Origin of the sequence: Oceanobacillus sp. FSL W7-1293 (assembly GCF_037969815.1) — a bacterium.
Classification (GTDB): domain Bacteria; phylum Bacillota; class Bacilli; order Bacillales; family Amphibacillaceae; genus Oceanobacillus; species Oceanobacillus oncorhynchi.
Map to the genome: position 1 here is coordinate 1,993,727 of NZ_CP150212.1, position 16,754 is coordinate 2,010,480.

At 41.7% G+C, this 16,754-nt stretch carries 16 protein-coding genes; 15 read left to right on the top strand and 1 reads right to left on the bottom strand.

Annotation, left to right across the window (positions count from 1 at the left end):
* Positions 1 to 37 precede the first annotated feature (37 nt).
* A complete protein-coding gene (locus MKY65_RS09875) occupies positions 38 to 637 on the top strand; it encodes a short chain dehydrogenase (protein WP_339184380.1) in 600 nt (199 codons plus the stop codon).
* 106 nt (positions 638 to 743) lie between these two features.
* Here the strand turns inward: MKY65_RS09875 and MKY65_RS09880 are convergent, their stop codons facing one another.
* The gene (locus MKY65_RS09880; RefSeq protein WP_339184381.1) at positions 744 to 1,625 is read right to left on the bottom strand and encodes a LysR family transcriptional regulator; all 882 of its coding nucleotides are present in this window, start codon (positions 1,623 to 1,625) and stop codon (positions 744 to 746) included.
* 121 nt (positions 1,626 to 1,746) lie between these two features.
* Between MKY65_RS09880 and MKY65_RS09885 the strand changes: the two genes are divergently transcribed.
* From MKY65_RS09885 to MKY65_RS09950, 14 genes are all read left to right on the top strand, one after another.
* Entirely contained in the window at positions 1,747 to 3,204 is a 1,458-nt protein-coding gene (locus MKY65_RS09885; protein WP_339184382.1) for a CoA-acylating methylmalonate-semialdehyde dehydrogenase, read from the top strand.
* 20 nt (positions 3,205 to 3,224) lie between these two features.
* Positions 3,225 to 4,562, top strand: coding sequence for an aspartate aminotransferase family protein (locus MKY65_RS09890; protein ID WP_339184384.1), 1,338 nt, complete (start codon positions 3,225 to 3,227; stop codon positions 4,560 to 4,562).
* A gap of 48 nt (positions 4,563 to 4,610) precedes the next feature.
* The gene (locus tag MKY65_RS09895) at positions 4,611 to 6,134 is read left to right on the top strand and encodes an aldehyde dehydrogenase family protein (protein ID WP_339184385.1); all 1,524 of its coding nucleotides are present in this window, start codon (positions 4,611 to 4,613) and stop codon (positions 6,132 to 6,134) included.
* A gap of 34 nt (positions 6,135 to 6,168) precedes the next feature.
* Positions 6,169 to 7,365, top strand: coding sequence for an FAD-dependent oxidoreductase (locus MKY65_RS09900; RefSeq protein WP_339184386.1), 1,197 nt, complete (start codon positions 6,169 to 6,171; stop codon positions 7,363 to 7,365).
* Positions 7,366 to 7,380: 15 nt separating this feature from the next.
* Complete coding sequence (gene dapA / locus MKY65_RS09905; RefSeq protein ID WP_339184388.1) at positions 7,381 to 8,283, top strand: 4-hydroxy-tetrahydrodipicolinate synthase; 903 nt, start codon at positions 7,381 to 7,383, stop codon at positions 8,281 to 8,283.
* Between the two features lie 100 nt (positions 8,284 to 8,383).
* Positions 8,384 to 9,166 (top strand): aspartate/glutamate racemase family protein, encoded by a 783-nt coding sequence (locus MKY65_RS09910; RefSeq protein WP_339184389.1) that lies wholly within the window; start codon positions 8,384 to 8,386, stop codon positions 9,164 to 9,166.
* 18 nt (positions 9,167 to 9,184) lie between these two features.
* A complete protein-coding gene (locus MKY65_RS09915) occupies positions 9,185 to 9,469 on the top strand; it encodes a (2Fe-2S)-binding protein (RefSeq protein ID WP_289584645.1) in 285 nt (94 codons plus the stop codon).
* Positions 9,453 to 9,752 (top strand): (2Fe-2S)-binding protein, encoded by a 300-nt coding sequence (locus MKY65_RS09920; protein ID WP_339184392.1) that lies wholly within the window; start codon positions 9,453 to 9,455, stop codon positions 9,750 to 9,752. The genes MKY65_RS09915 and MKY65_RS09920 overlap by 17 nt, the downstream gene beginning before the upstream one ends.
* 5 nt (positions 9,753 to 9,757) lie before the next feature.
* The gene (locus MKY65_RS09925) at positions 9,758 to 10,960 is read left to right on the top strand and encodes an FAD-dependent oxidoreductase (RefSeq protein WP_339184394.1); all 1,203 of its coding nucleotides are present in this window, start codon (positions 9,758 to 9,760) and stop codon (positions 10,958 to 10,960) included.
* A 27-nt stretch (positions 10,961 to 10,987) separates the two neighbouring features.
* A complete protein-coding gene (locus MKY65_RS09930; RefSeq protein ID WP_339184396.1) occupies positions 10,988 to 11,587 on the top strand; it encodes a short chain dehydrogenase in 600 nt (199 codons plus the stop codon).
* Between the two features lie 65 nt (positions 11,588 to 11,652).
* The gene (locus tag MKY65_RS09935; protein ID WP_339184397.1) at positions 11,653 to 13,131 is read left to right on the top strand and encodes an alanine/glycine:cation symporter family protein; all 1,479 of its coding nucleotides are present in this window, start codon (positions 11,653 to 11,655) and stop codon (positions 13,129 to 13,131) included.
* 115 nt (positions 13,132 to 13,246) lie between these two features.
* Positions 13,247 to 13,927, top strand: a complete 681-nt coding sequence (locus MKY65_RS09940; protein WP_339184398.1) for an SDR family oxidoreductase — start codon at positions 13,247 to 13,249, stop codon at positions 13,925 to 13,927.
* Positions 13,928 to 14,005: 78 nt separating this feature from the next.
* Positions 14,006 to 15,475 (top strand): alanine/glycine:cation symporter family protein, encoded by a 1,470-nt coding sequence (locus MKY65_RS09945; RefSeq protein WP_339184399.1) that lies wholly within the window; start codon positions 14,006 to 14,008, stop codon positions 15,473 to 15,475.
* 131 nt (positions 15,476 to 15,606) lie between these two features.
* Complete coding sequence (locus MKY65_RS09950; RefSeq protein WP_339184400.1) at positions 15,607 to 16,632, top strand: proline racemase family protein; 1,026 nt, start codon at positions 15,607 to 15,609, stop codon at positions 16,630 to 16,632.
* The last annotated feature ends 122 nt before the right edge of the window (positions 16,633 to 16,754 follow it).

Consider the following 16,754-nt stretch of genomic DNA (forward strand, 5'->3'; position numbering starts at 1 on the left):
AAAATTAGAACTATGGTTTAGAAGTGGAGAGATAATCATGAAAATACTATTAATCGGAGCAACTGGATCCATCGGAGAAGTAGCGTATGAAGAATTAAGAGACGATGCAGAAATCATCCAAGCAAGCCGGAATTCTTCAGAATATCCAGTAGACATTACCTCTGAAGCAAGCATTAAAGTGCTTTTTAAAAAGGTGGGCGAGGTAGATGCCATCATTTGCGCAGCAGGCTCCGCTCATTTTGCAACCGTAGATGAACTGACACCGGAACAGAACATGATTGCGGTAAACAGCAAGCAGCTGGGACAGGTGAATTTAGTATTAATCGGTTTACATTATCTGAGAGACAACGGAAGCATTACGCTGACAACAGGTGTCTTGATGGATGATCCATTGAAAACGGCATCTTCATCGGCGATGGCCAATGGAGGTGTATCCGCGTTTGTGAAATCAGCAGCCATTGAAATGCCGCGTGGAATTCGGATTAATCATGTCAGTCCATCAATGCTGGAAAAATCAAAAGAAAAATATGGTAAACTATTCCAAGGATTTGAACCTGTATCTTCCAAACGGATTGGCTTAGCTTATCGAAAGAGCGTTTTTGGTGCGCAGACTGGCCAGGCTTATAAGGTTTATTAAGCAATTTAAAAATTATAGTTTAACTAGACAAATAGAAAGCAGATCAATTTAGCTGTAATTGGTCTGCTTTCGTATGGGCAATAAAAATATGAAAATAAGGACGTCTTTATAATTGAAAAGGTTCTTCATAAAGTTCTTTGGTAATAGAGACAAAAAGCTGCGTAGCATGGGACGGGCTAGTTGGCGTACATAGTCCTATAATTCGATAAGCATCCTCTTTTAATTTGATAATCCGAATACTTTTAGATGTTTTTTCTCTTTGCAGTACTAACTCCGGTCTAATATTTATTCCGAGATTTGCTTCAACCAGCGCAATAATCGGCAAATCTTCTGAAACTTCATATTTTATATTAGGAGACAGGTTATATTTTGAAAACAGACCGTTGATTTCATCATCCCAGCTCTTTTTGGGTTTGATAAATGGGTAGGAAGACAACTCCTTTACACTGATTTCATTTTTGGAATGTAAGGGATGCTGATTGGAAACAATACAAAATAATTCATCTTTTTTAAGCGGTGTAAAGGTTAGTCCGCTGTTTTCAATCGGTGTATTAAAACAACAATCCAATTCCCCGGTCAGCACCCTTTTTTCAAGGGACTCATAATCACCTTCATGAATATTCACTTCAATTCCTGGATACTCCTCCTGCATTTTCATTACAATATCAGGAATCCAATTGCCTGTCACACTGGAAAAAGAACCTACATTCACCGTTCCGGTCTTCAACCCATTCAAATGGCTTGCTTCCTGCATTAACGCCTCATTCATTTTTTCTATCTGCAACGTATACTGATAAATTTTTTCTCCTTCTTTGGTTAAGGTAATTCCATTTCTGTTTCGATTCAATAATTTTAAATTTAAATCAGATTCCAAACTTTTAATGGCGTTACTAAGTCCAGGCTGCGTAAGATGAAGTTCATCTGCTGCTTTGCTGATATTTTTCAGCTGGATTACTTTATTAAATATTTCATATCGCTGCAATGTCATGGGCATGCTCCTTACTATCATTTTTTTGAATGGTAGACATAATGAATATTTATTTTACTTATGCTAATTATCTAAATAAAATGAGAATATGTCAAACAAATTCCAATTAAGGAGGCAAACGATGTCGACAATAAAAACGGTGGAGCAAATAAGAAATTTTATAAATGGAGAATGGGTAGAACCCACTTCAGGAAATTATACAGAAGTTTTTAATCCGGCCACGGGAGAAGAAATTGGCAAGGTTCCGATTTCAGGTTTTGAAGAAATTGATAGCGCTGTCAAATCAGCGGAGCTTGCTTTTAAAGAATGGAGAAGAGTTGCTGTTCCAAAAAGAGCGCGAATTCTGTTTAAATATCAGCAATTATTAATTGAAAACAGGGAAGAGCTTGCTGAAATCATCACATTAGAAAATGGAAAGACATTTGATGATGCAACGGGCGAGGTACAAAGAGGAATTGAATGCGTGGAATTTGCTGCTGGTGCTCCAACCTTGATGATGGGAGAGCATCTGCCGGACATCGCTACAGGAATTGAATCGGGAATGTACCGCTATCCGATTGGAGTCGTCGGCGGGATTGCACCATTTAATTTTCCGATGATGGTTCCATGCTGGATGTTTCCGTTAGCTATTGCCTGCGGGAATACATTTATTTTAAAGCCATCTGAAAAAACGCCATTGCTTGCCAACCGATTGGCTGAAATTTTTAAAGAGGCCGGTTTGCCTGACGGCGTATTGAATATTGTGCATGGTTCCAACGATGTTGTGAATGGAATTTTACAACATGAAAAAATTAAAGCGGTATCATTTGTCGGGTCTCAGCCTGTTGCAAAATATATTTATCAGACAGCTGCAGCAAATGGAAAGCGTGTCCAGGCGCTAGCCGGTGCTAAAAATCACAGCATTGTGTTAGAAGATGCAGATTTAGATAATGCGGTATCAAATATTACTGCTGCAGCATTTGGCTCAGCAGGGCAACGATGTATGGCAGCCTCTGTAGTGGTTGCTGTTGGCGATGTTGCAGATGAACTGACGGAACGCTTGAAGCAGGCAGCAGATAATGTGGTTATCGGAGACGGGGCGGATAAAGCATCTTTTCTTGGACCAGTTATCCGGAAAGAACAAAAGCAAAGAACGTTAGATTATATTGAAACCGGTTTAGAAGAAGGGGCAACCTTACTGAGAGACGGCAGAGAAGATAAGAAAGACAGCGATGGATATTTTGTCGGGGCAACGATATTTGATCATGTTCGCACCGATATGAAAATTTGGGAAGATGAAATGTTTGCGCCAGTGCTTTCGGTTGTACGTGTGGATACGATTGATGAAGCAATCGAAGTAGCGAATGCATCGGAATTTGCGAATGGAGCCTGCTTATACACAGATAGCGCAAAGGCCGTAAGAACGTTCAGAGAGGAGATAGACTCCGGGATGCTAGGGATTAACTTAGGCGTTCCTGCTCCAATGGCATTCTTCCCGTTTTCAGGATATAAGAATTCATTTTATGGAGATTTACATGCAAATGGCAAGGACGGTGTTCAATTTTATACGCGAAAGAAAATGGTGACGGCGCGTTATTAAGTGGATAAGGAGGTTGGCCAATGCTTCAATCGATGAATCAAGCAAATGATATTAAGCAAAAAGATGCTAAACAGCTCTGGCATGCAATGAAAGGGTCTAAACCCGATCCGAATCTTCTGGTTGCGGAAACTGCTGAAGGAGCGTGGGTGACAGATATTGACGGAAATAAATACTTAGATGGAATGTCTGGGTTATGGTGCGTCAACGCCGGTTATGGACGGACGGAAATTGCACAGGCAGCATATGAACAATTGGAAAAGCTGGCATATTTTCCCCTGGCACATAGTCATCAGCCGGCGATTCAATTGGCTGAAAAGTTAAACAGTTTTCTAGAAGATGATTACGTGTTCTTTTTCTCCAATAGCGGTTCAGAAGCAAATGAAACAGCCTTTAAGATAGCGAGGCAATACCATCAGCATAAAGGAGAAGGACAACGGACAAAATTTATTTCCAGGTATCGTGCTTATCATGGAAATACCATGGGAGCACTGGCTGCAACCGGCCAGGCTGAAAGAAAATATAAGTATGAGCCGTTAGCACAAGGATTTTTGCATGTAGCACCGCCTGATCTTTATCGCAACCCGGACGATGAGAAGACCTTATCCTCTGCGGAAGCAATTAATGAATTAATGACATGGGAGCTTAGCTCAACCATCGCCGGTGTTATTATGGAGCCGATTATTACCGGAGGAGGCATCCTGATGCCGCCTGAGAATTATTTGAAGCGGGTCAAAGAAATCTGTGAGGCGCATGGAGCATTACTGATTGTCGATGAAGTTATTTGCGGCTTTGGCAGGACGGGCAAACCGTTCGGATTTATGAATTACGATGTGAAACCGGACATTATTACGATGGCAAAAGGAATTACAAGCGGTTATATGCCTCTATCAGCTACTGCAGTCAGAAGAGAAATTTTTGAGCAATTTGACGGCGAAGATATATACGATCGTTTCCGTCATGTGAATACGTACGGCGGGTCTCCAGCAGCCTGTGCTGTAGCTTTAAAGAATATTGAAATTATGGAAGAGGAAAATCTCTTCCAGCAGTCGGAACAGCTGGGAGCACGATTACTAGAAGATTTTCAAGATTTATTAACGCATCCCAATGTCGGGGATGTCCGCGGGAAAGGCTTGCTGCTGGGAATAGAGCTGGTAGAGGATAAACAGACAAAGGAACCAATTCATGTCGATAAAATCAATCAGATCGTAGCTAAATGTAAGCAAAGCGGATTGCTGGTTGGTAAAAATGGGGATACGGTTGCCGGCTTTAATAATATTCTTCAGCTGGCTCCACCGCTCAGTATTACAGAAGAGGATTATCAATTCATCGTCAAAACAGTGACGGAGAGCATTTCATAGTTGAATTGATTGGATTCTTCAAAGATAGATACAAAGGAGGAAGGTATCATGAGTGACGCAGCAGCATTTGAAGCAGTTTTAAAAGATACGGAAGAAGTTCAGAATATGTATATCGCTGGGGAGTGGACCAGCGGGAGTACCGGAAAATCCAGAAAGGTTTATAATCCGGCAAACAATCAAGTCATTGCAACAGTTGCTGACGGCGGCGCAGAAGATGCAGACAAAGCAATCGAAGCTGCCAGAAAAGCCTTCTATGAAGATGGCTGGCGTGAAGCCTATGCGAGAACAAGGGCTGACCTGCTATTGAATGTAGCAGAGAAGCTGGAGGCGCGGAAAGAGGAAATAGCAAAATTAGAAACATTAAACAACGGAAAAATCTATGAGGATTCCATTGTCGATGTAGAGGATGCCATTCATCAATTTAAGTATTATGCGGGGCTGGCGATGCAGCCGCATGGTCAAACCTATGAGGTGCCTGATGAAATTCAGGCCATGGTGATTCGGGAGCCGGTTGGCGTGGTCAGCATTATTGTTCCGTGGAATTTTCCGCTGGTGATGGCTGCGCAAAAGCTGTCAGCCGCGCTTGCTGCAGGGTGTACCGTGGTGGTAAAACCAGCTTCTCAAACGCCGTTAACTGTGTTGAGATTATTTGAAATTATCGATGAGGTCGGTTTTCCAGACGGGGTAGCGAATCTGGTGTTGGGTCCAGGCTCTGTGATCGGCAATCAATTAGTACAGCATAAGGATGTCGATAAAATATCGTTTACCGGCGGAACAGATACCGGGAAGCAAATTATGAAGGATGCAGCGGATACCATTAAAAAAGTCGGCTTAGAGCTGGGAGGAAAATCTCCCAATATCGTATTTGCTGATGCGGATTTTGAAACGGCAGTCGATTATGCCATGCTGGGCATCTTCGCCGGACAGGGGCAGGTTTGCTCTGCAGGCTCCCGGTTAATTTTAGAGAAAAGTATCTATGAGAAATTTGTTGATGAATTAGTAAAACGTACGAACAAAATCAAGATTGGGCCGGGATGGGACCCGCAAACTGAAATGGGGCCGCTTATTTCTCCGGATCATGCCGATTCTGTTCTTGAATATGTCAAGGTCGGCTTGGATGAAGGCGCAGAATTATTATGCGGCGGAGAACGTTTAACAGACGGTTCTCTTGCAGAAGGGAATTATGTAGCTCCGACGATTTTTGCAAATACAACACCAGACATGCGGATTGTACAGGAAGAAATTTTTGGACCAGTACTGGTTATTCAAGTATTTGAAACAGAGAAAGAAGCACTGGAGCTGGCAAATGGAACGGATTTTGGATTGGCGGCAGCGGTGTTTACGAATGACGGTGCGAAAGCGCAGCGGGTGATTCGCGGATTACATGCAGGAATTACCTGGGTGAACAGCTATCATCCAACATTCAATGAAGCTCCTTGGAGCGGCTATAAGCAGAGTGGAATTGGCGGAGATTTAGGCACATATGGCTTTGAAGAGTATCTGTATAAAAAGCAGGTCAACATTGCTTTAGAAGTGAAGCCTTCAGGCGCTTACTCCAATGCAGACAGTTAATCTATCAATCTATTTTTAAAAAGGAGGTGGCAGATTGAATAGTTTTGATGTGGTTGTTATCGGCGGAGGCATTATTGGTTCAAGTGTAGCTTATTACCTCTCTAAAGAAGGGTACCAAGTTGCTTTGGTGGAGAAGGGAGATATAGCGGCTGGTACGTCGAGCAGATGTGATGCTGTTGCCCTCATTTGTGATAAGAAACCGGGAATTGATACAGAAATCGGCTTTCGAAGTATTCAGCTGTATAAAGAATTAGCAAAAGAATTCTCTTTTGATTACGAGTTTTTCTCCCGGGGAAGCCTGTATGTTTGTGAAACAGAACAGGAATTGGAAATTGCAAATGGGTATGTCAAGCAGCAGGTCGCTGCCGGCTACGATATGAAGATGGTAAGTAAAGAGGAGCTTCCGGATATCGAAAAGCATTTGGCTAACGATTTGGCAGGCGGTGTCTGGACAGAGGTTGACTCTACGATGAATCCATATCTCGTTTGCTACGCCTTTATTGAAGAAGCAAAAAAATACGGATTGCAGCTCTTTACGAATCAGGAAGTAAAAGAAATCGCACAGGGTCCGGATGGCTCTGTAGAGTCTGTGAAAACCAGTACCACAACGTTATATACGAAAAATGTGGTCAATTGCGCCGGTGTCTGGGCAAGTCATATTGGGGAAATGGTCGGGATAGACATTCCGATTCGGCCAAGAAAAGGAATGGTCCTTGTAACAGAACGGACAGACAGGATCGTTCATCAAAAAGTACATGAATTTGGCTATATGCTCTCTAAATTTGAAGATATCAACTACAAAAGAAATGTCAGTAAACTCGTAGAAGATTATAATATTGCCTTTACCATTGAACCGACAGAAGCAAGTAATTATTTAGTAGGCGGACATCGCGCATTTAAAGGCTATGATACCAGTGCGGAACATGATGTGATGCGGGGAATTGCCGAACGGGCAACGCGTTTCCTGCCGATTTTAAAGGATGTCAATTGTATACGTGCCTATGCCGGCATCCGCCCATGGGTAGTGGATCATTTGCCGATTGTATCCGAGGTAGATGAGGTGCCGGGCTTCTATATTGCCAGCGGCCATGAGGGTGACGGAATCAGTATGGCACCAATTACCGGGAAAATGATGACAGAGCTTATTTCAGGAAAAGAAACCGAATTTAATATTGATCGCTTGAAATTTTCAAGATATAAAGCGCAAGAAGAAATCTTACAAACTATTTAATTATTGGAGGAATGAATGATGTATAAACCAACTGGAATGATACCTGCAATGCCAACACCATTTAATGAGGACGGATCGATTAACTTTTCTGCCTATCAAGGCTTGATTAATCACCTGGTTGACGGCGGAGTACACTGCCTGCTTGCTGGAGGAAGCACAGGAGAATATTCGCTGATGTCGTTAGAAGAAAGAAAGAGTCTATTAAAAGCAGCGGTAGAATATGCCGGCGGACGTGTGCCTGTCATGGCAGGTACGAGTGCGCACCGGGAAGAAGAAACGCTGGAGCTGACAAAATATGCAGCAGAAGTTGGCGCGGATTGTGCGCTTGTCGTAACACCATATTATATGACAACAAGTGAAGAAGGAATGAAAGCATATTATAAAAAATTAGCTGCCGAAGCAGGAATAGGGATTGTTATCTATCATTATCCTGCAGCAACCAATGTAGAGCTTTCCCCTGAATTTATTACGGAATTAAGTGAAGAGGAAGGAATTGTAGCGGTCAAAAATACAACAGACCAGGAGCATACTTGTAAAGTGATTGCTTTAACCAAGGATAACGATGACTTTACTGTATTAACCGGATTTGAACACCTGATTCTGCCGACGTTATCTGTAGGTGGACACGGGGCGACAGGAATTATTCACAATCTGGTTCCAAAAGAAATCGTAGAAATGTACGAGTTATTTACAAAGGAAAAAGATATCGACGGCGCATTAGCTATCAATCAGCGTTTACTTCCGCTATATGATTATGTGGAAGCAGAGCCGGTACCTGGTCCTGTGAAAGCCGGTTTAGATATTATTGGCCTGGAAGGCGGAACCGTACGGAAACCATTAGTGCCAGCTTCCGAGGAGCTAAAAGAGAAGATGAGCAAAACATTAAAAGAATTAGGCTATGAAGTAAAGCCGGTTTAGGTTTTTAGCAGGCAAAGGCACAGAGAAAAACAGCATAAAAATATATTTTGTTTGATTTCTCTGTGCCGCTGCTTTGAATTGAGATGATGGAGGAAAAAATATGGCGAGCAGCAGAAATCGAGAATATGGCTTTGTGAAATCGGATCACAGTCAGCTGATTGAAATGAAAAAAGGGCAATATGTAGCGGGTTTCTCCGTAGGAATTCTATTCCTGGATGATTGCTGGTACCCGGTATTACCTGGCAACGTAGCTAATTTATCCACCTATGATTTTCCTGTTGTGCCACGGGTTGTTCCAAATTGTACACAGGATAGAATTCACGTTGGCGACCCGACGCTGGTGGACGATGTGATTCAAACAGCACAGCAGCTGGAAAGAGAGGGAGCAAGAGTCATTTGCGGAGCATGCGGCTTCTTTGGGAATTATCAAAAGCAGGTTGCCGATGCAGTAGACATCCCCGTCTTTATGTCGAGTGTTGTCCAGATCCTATGGATTAAAACAGGATTAAAAAGCCATCAGCGTATTGGCATGCTGACAGCAGACAGTGATGGCATAACGGAAAGTCTGTTTGACAGCTGTGGAGTAACCAATGTAGATGATGTCGTGGTAAAAGACTTGGGGAAATTACCGGAATTCTCTGCCATTGTGGAAAGCAGAGGAAGCTTTGACAACGGTGTAGTTAGAGAAGAGGTTGTTCAAGCAGCAAAAGAGCTGGTGGAGGATCATCCGGATATTGGGGCTATCCTGCTGGAATGCAGTGATTTGCCTCCCTATGCCGCAGCAATTCAACAAGCAGTCGGATTGCCCGTTTTTGATTTTATTACAATGATTCGATGGGCGCATATGGCAACGGCTCAGAAACCGTATTATGGTTTTATTTAAAACAAAGGAGGAGTACGGATGGCGGATGAAGATATCATCATTTGCAGATGTGAAGAGATAACATTAAAAGAAATTAATCAGACGATAGATCATTACCATTGTTCCTCTCGTGAAGTGAAGCTGAGAACAAGAGCAGGGATGGGATATTGCGGAGGAAGAACGTGCCGGAGCATGATTGATCAAATTGTTCAGTCCCATGAATCTGCTCCAAGGACAGATGACATTTCTCTCAGCTATCGTCCGCCGGTCAGACCAGTATCATTTGGCACTCTGGGAGGGATGAATCATGTCAGTGAGGATTGAGGAGCACCCGATTTTAGGGCCTTTATCGAATAAAAACAAATTAACCTTTACGTTTAATAATCAAACGATAGAAGCGCTTGAAGGAGATACCATTGCTTCAGCATTATTAGCAGAAGGATATCGAGAATTACGAAAGCATGATGTAAGCGGAAAAGGCAGAGGAATCTATTGTAATATCGGTCATTGCTTTGAATGCAGAGTTCAGCTGGAGGACAGGCAAGTTGTCCGGGCTTGTGTAACTGCTGTCAAGGATGGGATGACTGTTTATTCTTTAAGGAAGTGATGGTTATGTGGAATTTGGTGATTATCGGTGCTGGTCCAGCGGGTTTAACAGCAGGAATAGCAGCCGCAGAAAATGGAGTAGCCGTTAAGGTGATCGATGAATTTCCCCGCCCGGGAGGCAGGTTATTAGGTCAATTGCATGAGGAGCCGAACGGGGAGTGGTGGAATGGCATCCAAGAATCTGAAAATCTGGTAGATAGAGCTGTATCTCTAGGTGTGGAAATAGAATGTGAAACATCCGTTTATAATTTGGAAAAAATAGAAGCTGGCTGGAGAATTTATGCTTCCAGCGGCACTATCGATACAGTGCATCTGCTGTTGGCAACAGGCGCAAGTGAAACACATATTCCGCTGCCGGGGTGGACGCTTCCAGGGGTAATGTCAATTGGAGCGGCACAGGTAATGGGGAATGTCCACAGGGTAAAGCCGGGGAATTCTTGTATTATCATCGGAGCGAATGTATTATCGATGGCCATTGCCAATGAGTTAAAGCTGTGCGGCGTAGATGTGAAGGCCATTATTTTACCAGTAACCGAACAGATAGGAAAGGAAGCTGGTCAGCCGCAGGAAGTATTAGCGTCATTAATGCGCTTGACCCATCTGGCTCCTTCTCCTTTACTAAAACAGCTGGGCAGGCTGGGAAAACATGTGCCCGTGAGTTTTGCGACAAAATTTTATCCAAGTAATGGATTGAAAATGAATGGGATTCCAATCAAATTAAAAACGGCTGTAACAGAGATTATCGGGGATGATGTTGTTGAAGGAGTGAAAACCGTAAAAATAAACACAGCAGGCGAACCCATTCCAGGAACAGAAAAGACGGAAACAGCTGATGTGGTTTGTATTTCAGGGGGACTGACGCCAATGGCAGAGCTGGCTTCTGTTGTCGGTTGTTCCTTTAAATATGTCGAAGCATTAGGAGGACATATTCCGGTTCATAATGAAAAAATGGAGACAACACTCCCTGATTTATATGTATCTGGCAATATCACAGGAGTAGAAAGCTCAAAGGTTGCCATGGCACAAGGGGAAGTCGCCGGATTAAATATAGCATCGAAAGTAATTGGAGAAAATCCCGCAATAACAGAGCGTATAAATCGCGCAATTCAAAATGTAAAAAAGGTAAGAGCAGCCGCCTTAATTCAATTTCATCCAGAAATTGAAAAGGAAAGAGAAACATTGTATCAAGATTATCAACAAAATGCTTAAAATGGAAAAGGTAAGGAGACATGTCATATGAAAATACTATTAATCGGAGCAACCGGATCCATCGGAGAAGTAGCGTATGAAGAATTAAAGGATGACGCAGAAATTATCCAAGCAAGCCGGAATTCTTCAGAATATCCAGTAGATATTACTTCAGAAGAAAGCATCAGAGCGCTTTTTGAAAAGGTAGGACAGGTGGATGGCATCATTTGCGCTGCAGGTTCGGCCCATTTTGCCACAGTGGATGAACTGACACCGGAACAGAATATGATTGCGGTAAACAGCAAGCAGCTTGGACAGGTTAACCTCGTGTTAATTGGTTTACATTATCTGAGAGATAACGGAAGCATTACGCTGACAACGGGTGTTTTAATGGATGATCCATTGAAAACAGCATCCTCATCGGCAATGGCGAATGGCGGAGTAACTGCATTTGTGAAATCAGCAGCCATTGAAATGCCGCGTGGAATCCGGATCAATCATGTCAGTCCATCGATGCTGGAGAAATCAAAAGAAAAATATGGTAAACTATTCCAAGGGTTCGAACCTGTTTCTTCCAAACGGATTGGCTTAGCTTATCGAAAAAGTGTCTTTGGAGCGCAAACGGGTCAGGCATATAAAGTATATTAACCGATTTTCTGGTACGGGGCCTAAAATGGATTCTAGTTTTTAGGCCCGTGAACAAGGGGGATAACATGGGTGAATTTATAGGGCGATTAAACGATGTTGTATGGAGTCCAGCGTTGGTTATTTTTATTCTGGCACTGGGATTGTTTTTCTCCATAGCAACGCGTTTCATTCATTTTCGATATATTAAGGACATGTTTAAACTGACATTTACTGGCGGAAAGTCGGAGGCAGGTATTTCTTCGTTTCAGGCATTATCGATGTCGATTGGAAGCAGAATTGGTATTGGTAATATAGCCGGTGTAGCGACTGCAATCACATTAGGGGGGCCGGGAGCTGTATTCTGGATGTGGATTTTGGCTTTTTTCTCTGCCAGTATTGCTTTTATGGAAACCACGCTTGCACAGATTTATAAAGTGAAGCAGGATGGGGAATACCGCGGAGGCGTCCCGTATTATATTGGCAAAGGGTTAAAGAAAGAATGGTTTGCCGTCATATTTGCAGCCGTGACAATGGTTTCTATGACGATTCTTGTCCCGGGGATTCAAGTAAATACTATAGCGCTTTCTCTTGATGACGCATTTGGTATAGCTCCGGCAATAACAGGTACGTTACTCGTGATTTTACTGGCTGTTGTTATTTTTGGAGGGGTAAAAAGAATCGCAAAAACAGCGGAGACGATTGTTCCAGTTATGGCAATTGGTTATATCGGTGTATGTGTTGTTATTTTAGCTGTTAATTTTACAGCCATACCAGATGTACTTTCATTAATTGTTTCCAGCGCAATCAATCCAAGTGCTACATTTGGCGGAATCATAGGTTCAGCAATCGCCTGGGGCGTACAAAGAGGAGCCTTTTCGAATGCTGCCGGCTTTGGAAGTGAAACCTTTGAAACAGGAGCAGCAGAGGTTTCCCATCCTGTTAAACAAGGATTAGTGCAAGCATTATCCGTGTATATCACCACCCTGGTTATTTGTTCTGCTACTGCATTTATGGTCTTGATTACTGGAATGTATAATGTTCAGCTGGATGATGGCACAGTGGTTGAGAACAATATTGGTGCTGTGGAAGCAGGTTCCAACAATGTCCAATTAAGCGTTGAAACGATTTTACCGGGATTCGGGGGTCCTTTCGTTGCTGTTGCGATCTTCTTCTTTGCTTTTACCAGTTTGATTACGTACTCCTATAAAGCGGAAACCAGTCTGGCCTATCTTAACCGTAACCGTAAAAAGAAGCTGCAGTGGCCATTAACAGTATTGAAATGTGGGCTTTTAGTCACCGTTTTTTATAATAGTACAAATTCAGCTGCCCTGGCATGGAGTTTTGGCGACTTAGGATTTGGGGTCATGGCTTGGCTAAACATGATAGCATTGCTATTTCTGACAAAGCCAGTCTTAAAGGCAGTAAAGGATTATGATGCGCAGAAAAAACAAGGAAAAGATCCAGTATTTGATTCGGTGAAAGCTGGAATTAAAAATGCGGATTTTTGGGAACCGGCACAAGAGGAAAGTGTGCAGCCAGCTAAAAAAGAAAGAAAGGTTATTTAGTTTATTGTAAGCGTTTGCTGATTGGTCCAGTTTAGTTTAATGATGTCTTTAGATTCCGGTGGGACAGGTTAAGAAAGCATACGGGTTCATTCGGTTTTTAGGAGTGGTCGATTTTATGAAAACAGTGGTTATCACAGGAGCAGGGAGCGGTTTGGGTTCAGAATTAGCATATGCTTTTTCTGAACTTGATTATGAAGTGTGTCTGTTGGGAAGAACACTTGATAAATTGGAGAAGGCATCGCAAAAAATCAAAGGAAAATCCTCCATATATGAAGTGGATATTACAGAATCCAAAGGTGTAACAGAAGTGTTCAAAAAAATATATGAATCACATGATACGATAGACTGTCTCGTAAATAATGCCGGAGTTGGTATTTTTAAATCATTAGCTGAAATGGATAACAAAGAAGTTGATTTGTTGATTGATACAAATGTAAAAGGAGCAATTTATTGCACCAAAGAGGTTTTATCAGATATGCAACGCAGGAATGGGGGAGATATTTTAAATATTATTTCCAATTCTGGCAAAACTGCCAAAGCAGATGAAATCATATATAGTGCCAGTAAATTTGGAATGCGGGGGTTTTCAGAAGCATTAACGGATTTAACAAAAGACACAGATATTAGGGTACTTGCGGCATACATGGGAAATATGAACACCAGCCTCTGGCGGGAGGATGAGCCGGCAGAACGGAAAAGCTACGCAAGTCCAAAAGATGTGACGAAAATAATTATGGATCACTTCCAGGATAGAGAAAATGTATTTAGTTCGGACATAGTTATAGAAAACCAATAGAATCGAATGACTTTAGATAACTGCTAACAGAGGAAATTAGTAAGATTAAAAAATCTGAAATAGATAAGGGAGAGTTATATGAGCGCATTTATAGATTGGTTAAGCGGAGCTGTCTGGAATCAGTATTTTATTTTCAGTTTTTTAGTGATTGGTTTATTCTTTTCTATTATGACCAGATTTGTGCAAGTGACACATTTAAAAGATATGATCAAGCTAATGTTTGTGAGAAGATCTTCTGAATCCGGCGTGTCTTCCTTCCAGGCAATTTCAATGTCACTGGGGAGCAGAATCGGAACTGGTAATGTTGCAGGAGTTGCAACAGCAATCACACTTGGGGGACCGGGAGCAGTATTTTGGATGTGGGTAATGTCTTTCTTTGGAGCAGCTACAAGTTTTATTGAAATTACATTATCGCAGGTTTATAAAAGTAAAGTGAATGGAGAATTGCGTGGCGGGACGCCATATTTTATTGAAAAAGGTCTTGGATTTAGAAAACTGGGTATTATTTTTGCAATATTAACAACTTTGGCAACAGGATTTTTCCTGATGAATATTCAATCTAATACGATTGCGGCTTCAATGGAGGGAGCTTTTGGGATTCCGCCATATGTTATTGGGATTATCCTTGTTCTTTTAATGGGGTTATGTGTCTTTGGCGGTGTAAAAAGAATTGCTAAAACTGCGGAGTATTTAGTACCTTTTATGGCAATTGGTTACATTATAGTCTGTATTATTATTTTAGGATTTAATTTTCGGGCTATTCCAGATTTATTTTCATTGATTATATCAAGCGCTTTTGGGGCTGAAGCAACATTTGGAGGTATGATTGGAGCAGCTATATCGTGGGGGGTTCAAAGAGGATTTTTCTCGAATGCTGCAGGAGCAGGTTCAGAAACTTACGAAGGAGCTGCTGCAGAAGTATCGCATCCGGCAAAGCAGGGACTGGTTCAGGCACTGGCCGTGTATGTTGATACTTGGATTATATGCTCGGCAACTGCTTTTATGATTCTTATTACAGGGATGTACAATGTAGAAGGGGCAGCATCTGTCGTTAATGTTCCAGGTGTAGAAGCTGGCTCAGTAAATGTGCAGCTGGCAGTAGATACCGTTTTGCCAGGTGTTGGATCTGCTTTTATGGCTATTGCCTTATTTTTCTTTTGTTTTACCACTATGATAACCTACTATTACAAGACAGAATCTAGTGCTACGTATATTATTGGCCATTCCAATAAAAAGGAAAAATTATTTTTATTTCCGTTACGTATAGGTATACTTATTTTTGCCTTTGTCGGCGCTATTGTTTCCGCATCTACAGCATGGGCAATGGGAGACATCGGATTAGGAAGCATGGCATATTTGAACTTGATCAGTACGTTGCTGTTATCTGGGGTAGCACTCAAGGTTTTAAAGGATTATAAAGAACAGAAAAAAGCAGGTAAAGATCCTGTTTTTGATCCAGTAAAGCTAGGAATCAAGAATGCGGATTATTGGGAAACGCGGCAAGAAGAAGCTTCCCAGTCATCTAAAAGCGGGACAAAGGTTATTTGAATTTTTGTAAGCGTTTGCTTATATGTTGAAACAATTTAACTTTATGAAGCTCGAATTCTTCCTTCCATGGAGAATTCGCAGCTTCATCATGTAAAGCAAGACTCGCTTTCAAACTATGAAGGAGGAGTTTCATGAAATGGTCGCGTAAAATTGATGTAGTCGGTGCTCACGCAGAAGGGGAAGTAGGCAACGTGGTAGTAGGAGGTATCCCGCCTATACCTGGTGATACCATGTTCGAGAAAAAAGAATATTTCGAGAAACATATGGATGACATAAGAAAATTATTACTTTTTGAACCTCGTGGCGGTCCATTCCATAATGCAAATATTCTCGTGCCTCCTGCTAATCCAGAAGCAGATATGGGCTATATTATTTTGGAGAGCACAGAATATCCGCCGATGTCAGGTTCAAATACAATTTGTGTAGCTACTGTTTTATTAGAAAATGGAATACTTCCTATGAAAGAGCCGGTGACTGAATTAGTTTTAGAAGCTCCTGGAGGACTCATTAAAGTAAAATGTGTGTGCGAAGATGGAAAAGTAAAGAAGGTAGAGCTAACAAACGTTCCGGCTTTTGCAATACATTTGAATGCCCCTGTAAAGGTAGAAGGGATAGGGGATATTCAGGTTGACACATCCTATGGAGGAATGATGTTTGCGCATGTGAATGCGCAAGCGTTAGGGTTTCATATTACACCAGATGAAGCGCATGAAATGTGTTTAGTTGGTCAAAAAATCAAAAAAGCCGTAAATGAACAGTTAACGGTTGTTCATCCAGAGAACAGCAAAATTCGAAATGTGTCTAATATTATTTTTGAAGGGCCTTTAAAACGCTCTCAAGCTGGTGTTATCAGTAAAAATGGTACGGTTGTTTTACATGGAAGAATGGATCGGTCACCATGTGGTACTGGAACCAGTGCACGTTTGGCAGTGATGTATGCAAAGGGATTAATTGATGTTGATGAAGAATTTGAAAATGAATCGATTACTGGAACCAAATTTAATAGTAAAATCATATCCCTTTCTAAAGTAAAGGATAAAGAAGCTATTGTTCCTAAGCTATCGGGGCAAGCATGGATAACTGGCTTAATGAATCTGGGAGTGGATCCTACAGACCCAATTCAATCCGGTCATCAGGTTAGTGATATTTGGTTTTAATGCTTAGATAATTTAGCTTAAGCTGATAATTAGAAGATGAATTTTAGATGTATTGATAAGACCAGTTTCGTTAAAATGCTAAAGTCAATTCATCTGTTTTCTTATCTATAGGGGAAATTGAA

What these genes read in the sequence shown, in the direction of transcription:
- MKY65_RS09875 (WP_339184380.1), top strand. Translation starts at nt 38, where the DNA reads ATGAAAATACTATTAATCGGAGCAACTGGATCCATCGGAGAAGTAGCG.
- MKY65_RS09880 (WP_339184381.1), bottom strand. Translation starts at nt 1,625, where the DNA reads ATGACATTGCAGCGATATGAAATATTTAATAAAGTAATCCAGCTGAAA.
- MKY65_RS09885 (WP_339184382.1), top strand. Translation starts at nt 1,747, where the DNA reads ATGTCGACAATAAAAACGGTGGAGCAAATAAGAAATTTTATAAATGGA.
- MKY65_RS09890 (WP_339184384.1), top strand. Translation starts at nt 3,225, where the DNA reads ATGCTTCAATCGATGAATCAAGCAAATGATATTAAGCAAAAAGATGCT.
- MKY65_RS09895 (WP_339184385.1), top strand. Translation starts at nt 4,611, where the DNA reads ATGAGTGACGCAGCAGCATTTGAAGCAGTTTTAAAAGATACGGAAGAA.
- dapA (WP_339184388.1), top strand. Translation starts at nt 7,381, where the DNA reads ATGATGTATAAACCAACTGGAATGATACCTGCAATGCCAACACCATTT.
- MKY65_RS09910 (WP_339184389.1), top strand. Translation starts at nt 8,384, where the DNA reads ATGGCGAGCAGCAGAAATCGAGAATATGGCTTTGTGAAATCGGATCAC.
- MKY65_RS09915 (WP_289584645.1), top strand. Translation starts at nt 9,185, where the DNA reads ATGGCGGATGAAGATATCATCATTTGCAGATGTGAAGAGATAACATTA.
- MKY65_RS09920 (WP_339184392.1), top strand. Translation starts at nt 9,453, where the DNA reads ATGTCAGTGAGGATTGAGGAGCACCCGATTTTAGGGCCTTTATCGAAT.
- MKY65_RS09925 (WP_339184394.1), top strand. Translation starts at nt 9,758, where the DNA reads ATGTGGAATTTGGTGATTATCGGTGCTGGTCCAGCGGGTTTAACAGCA.
- MKY65_RS09930 (WP_339184396.1), top strand. Translation starts at nt 10,988, where the DNA reads ATGAAAATACTATTAATCGGAGCAACCGGATCCATCGGAGAAGTAGCG.
- MKY65_RS09935 (WP_339184397.1), top strand. Translation starts at nt 11,653, where the DNA reads ATGGGTGAATTTATAGGGCGATTAAACGATGTTGTATGGAGTCCAGCG.
- MKY65_RS09940 (WP_339184398.1), top strand. Translation starts at nt 13,247, where the DNA reads ATGAAAACAGTGGTTATCACAGGAGCAGGGAGCGGTTTGGGTTCAGAA.
- MKY65_RS09945 (WP_339184399.1), top strand. Translation starts at nt 14,006, where the DNA reads ATGAGCGCATTTATAGATTGGTTAAGCGGAGCTGTCTGGAATCAGTAT.
- MKY65_RS09950 (WP_339184400.1), top strand. Translation starts at nt 15,607, where the DNA reads ATGAAATGGTCGCGTAAAATTGATGTAGTCGGTGCTCACGCAGAAGGG.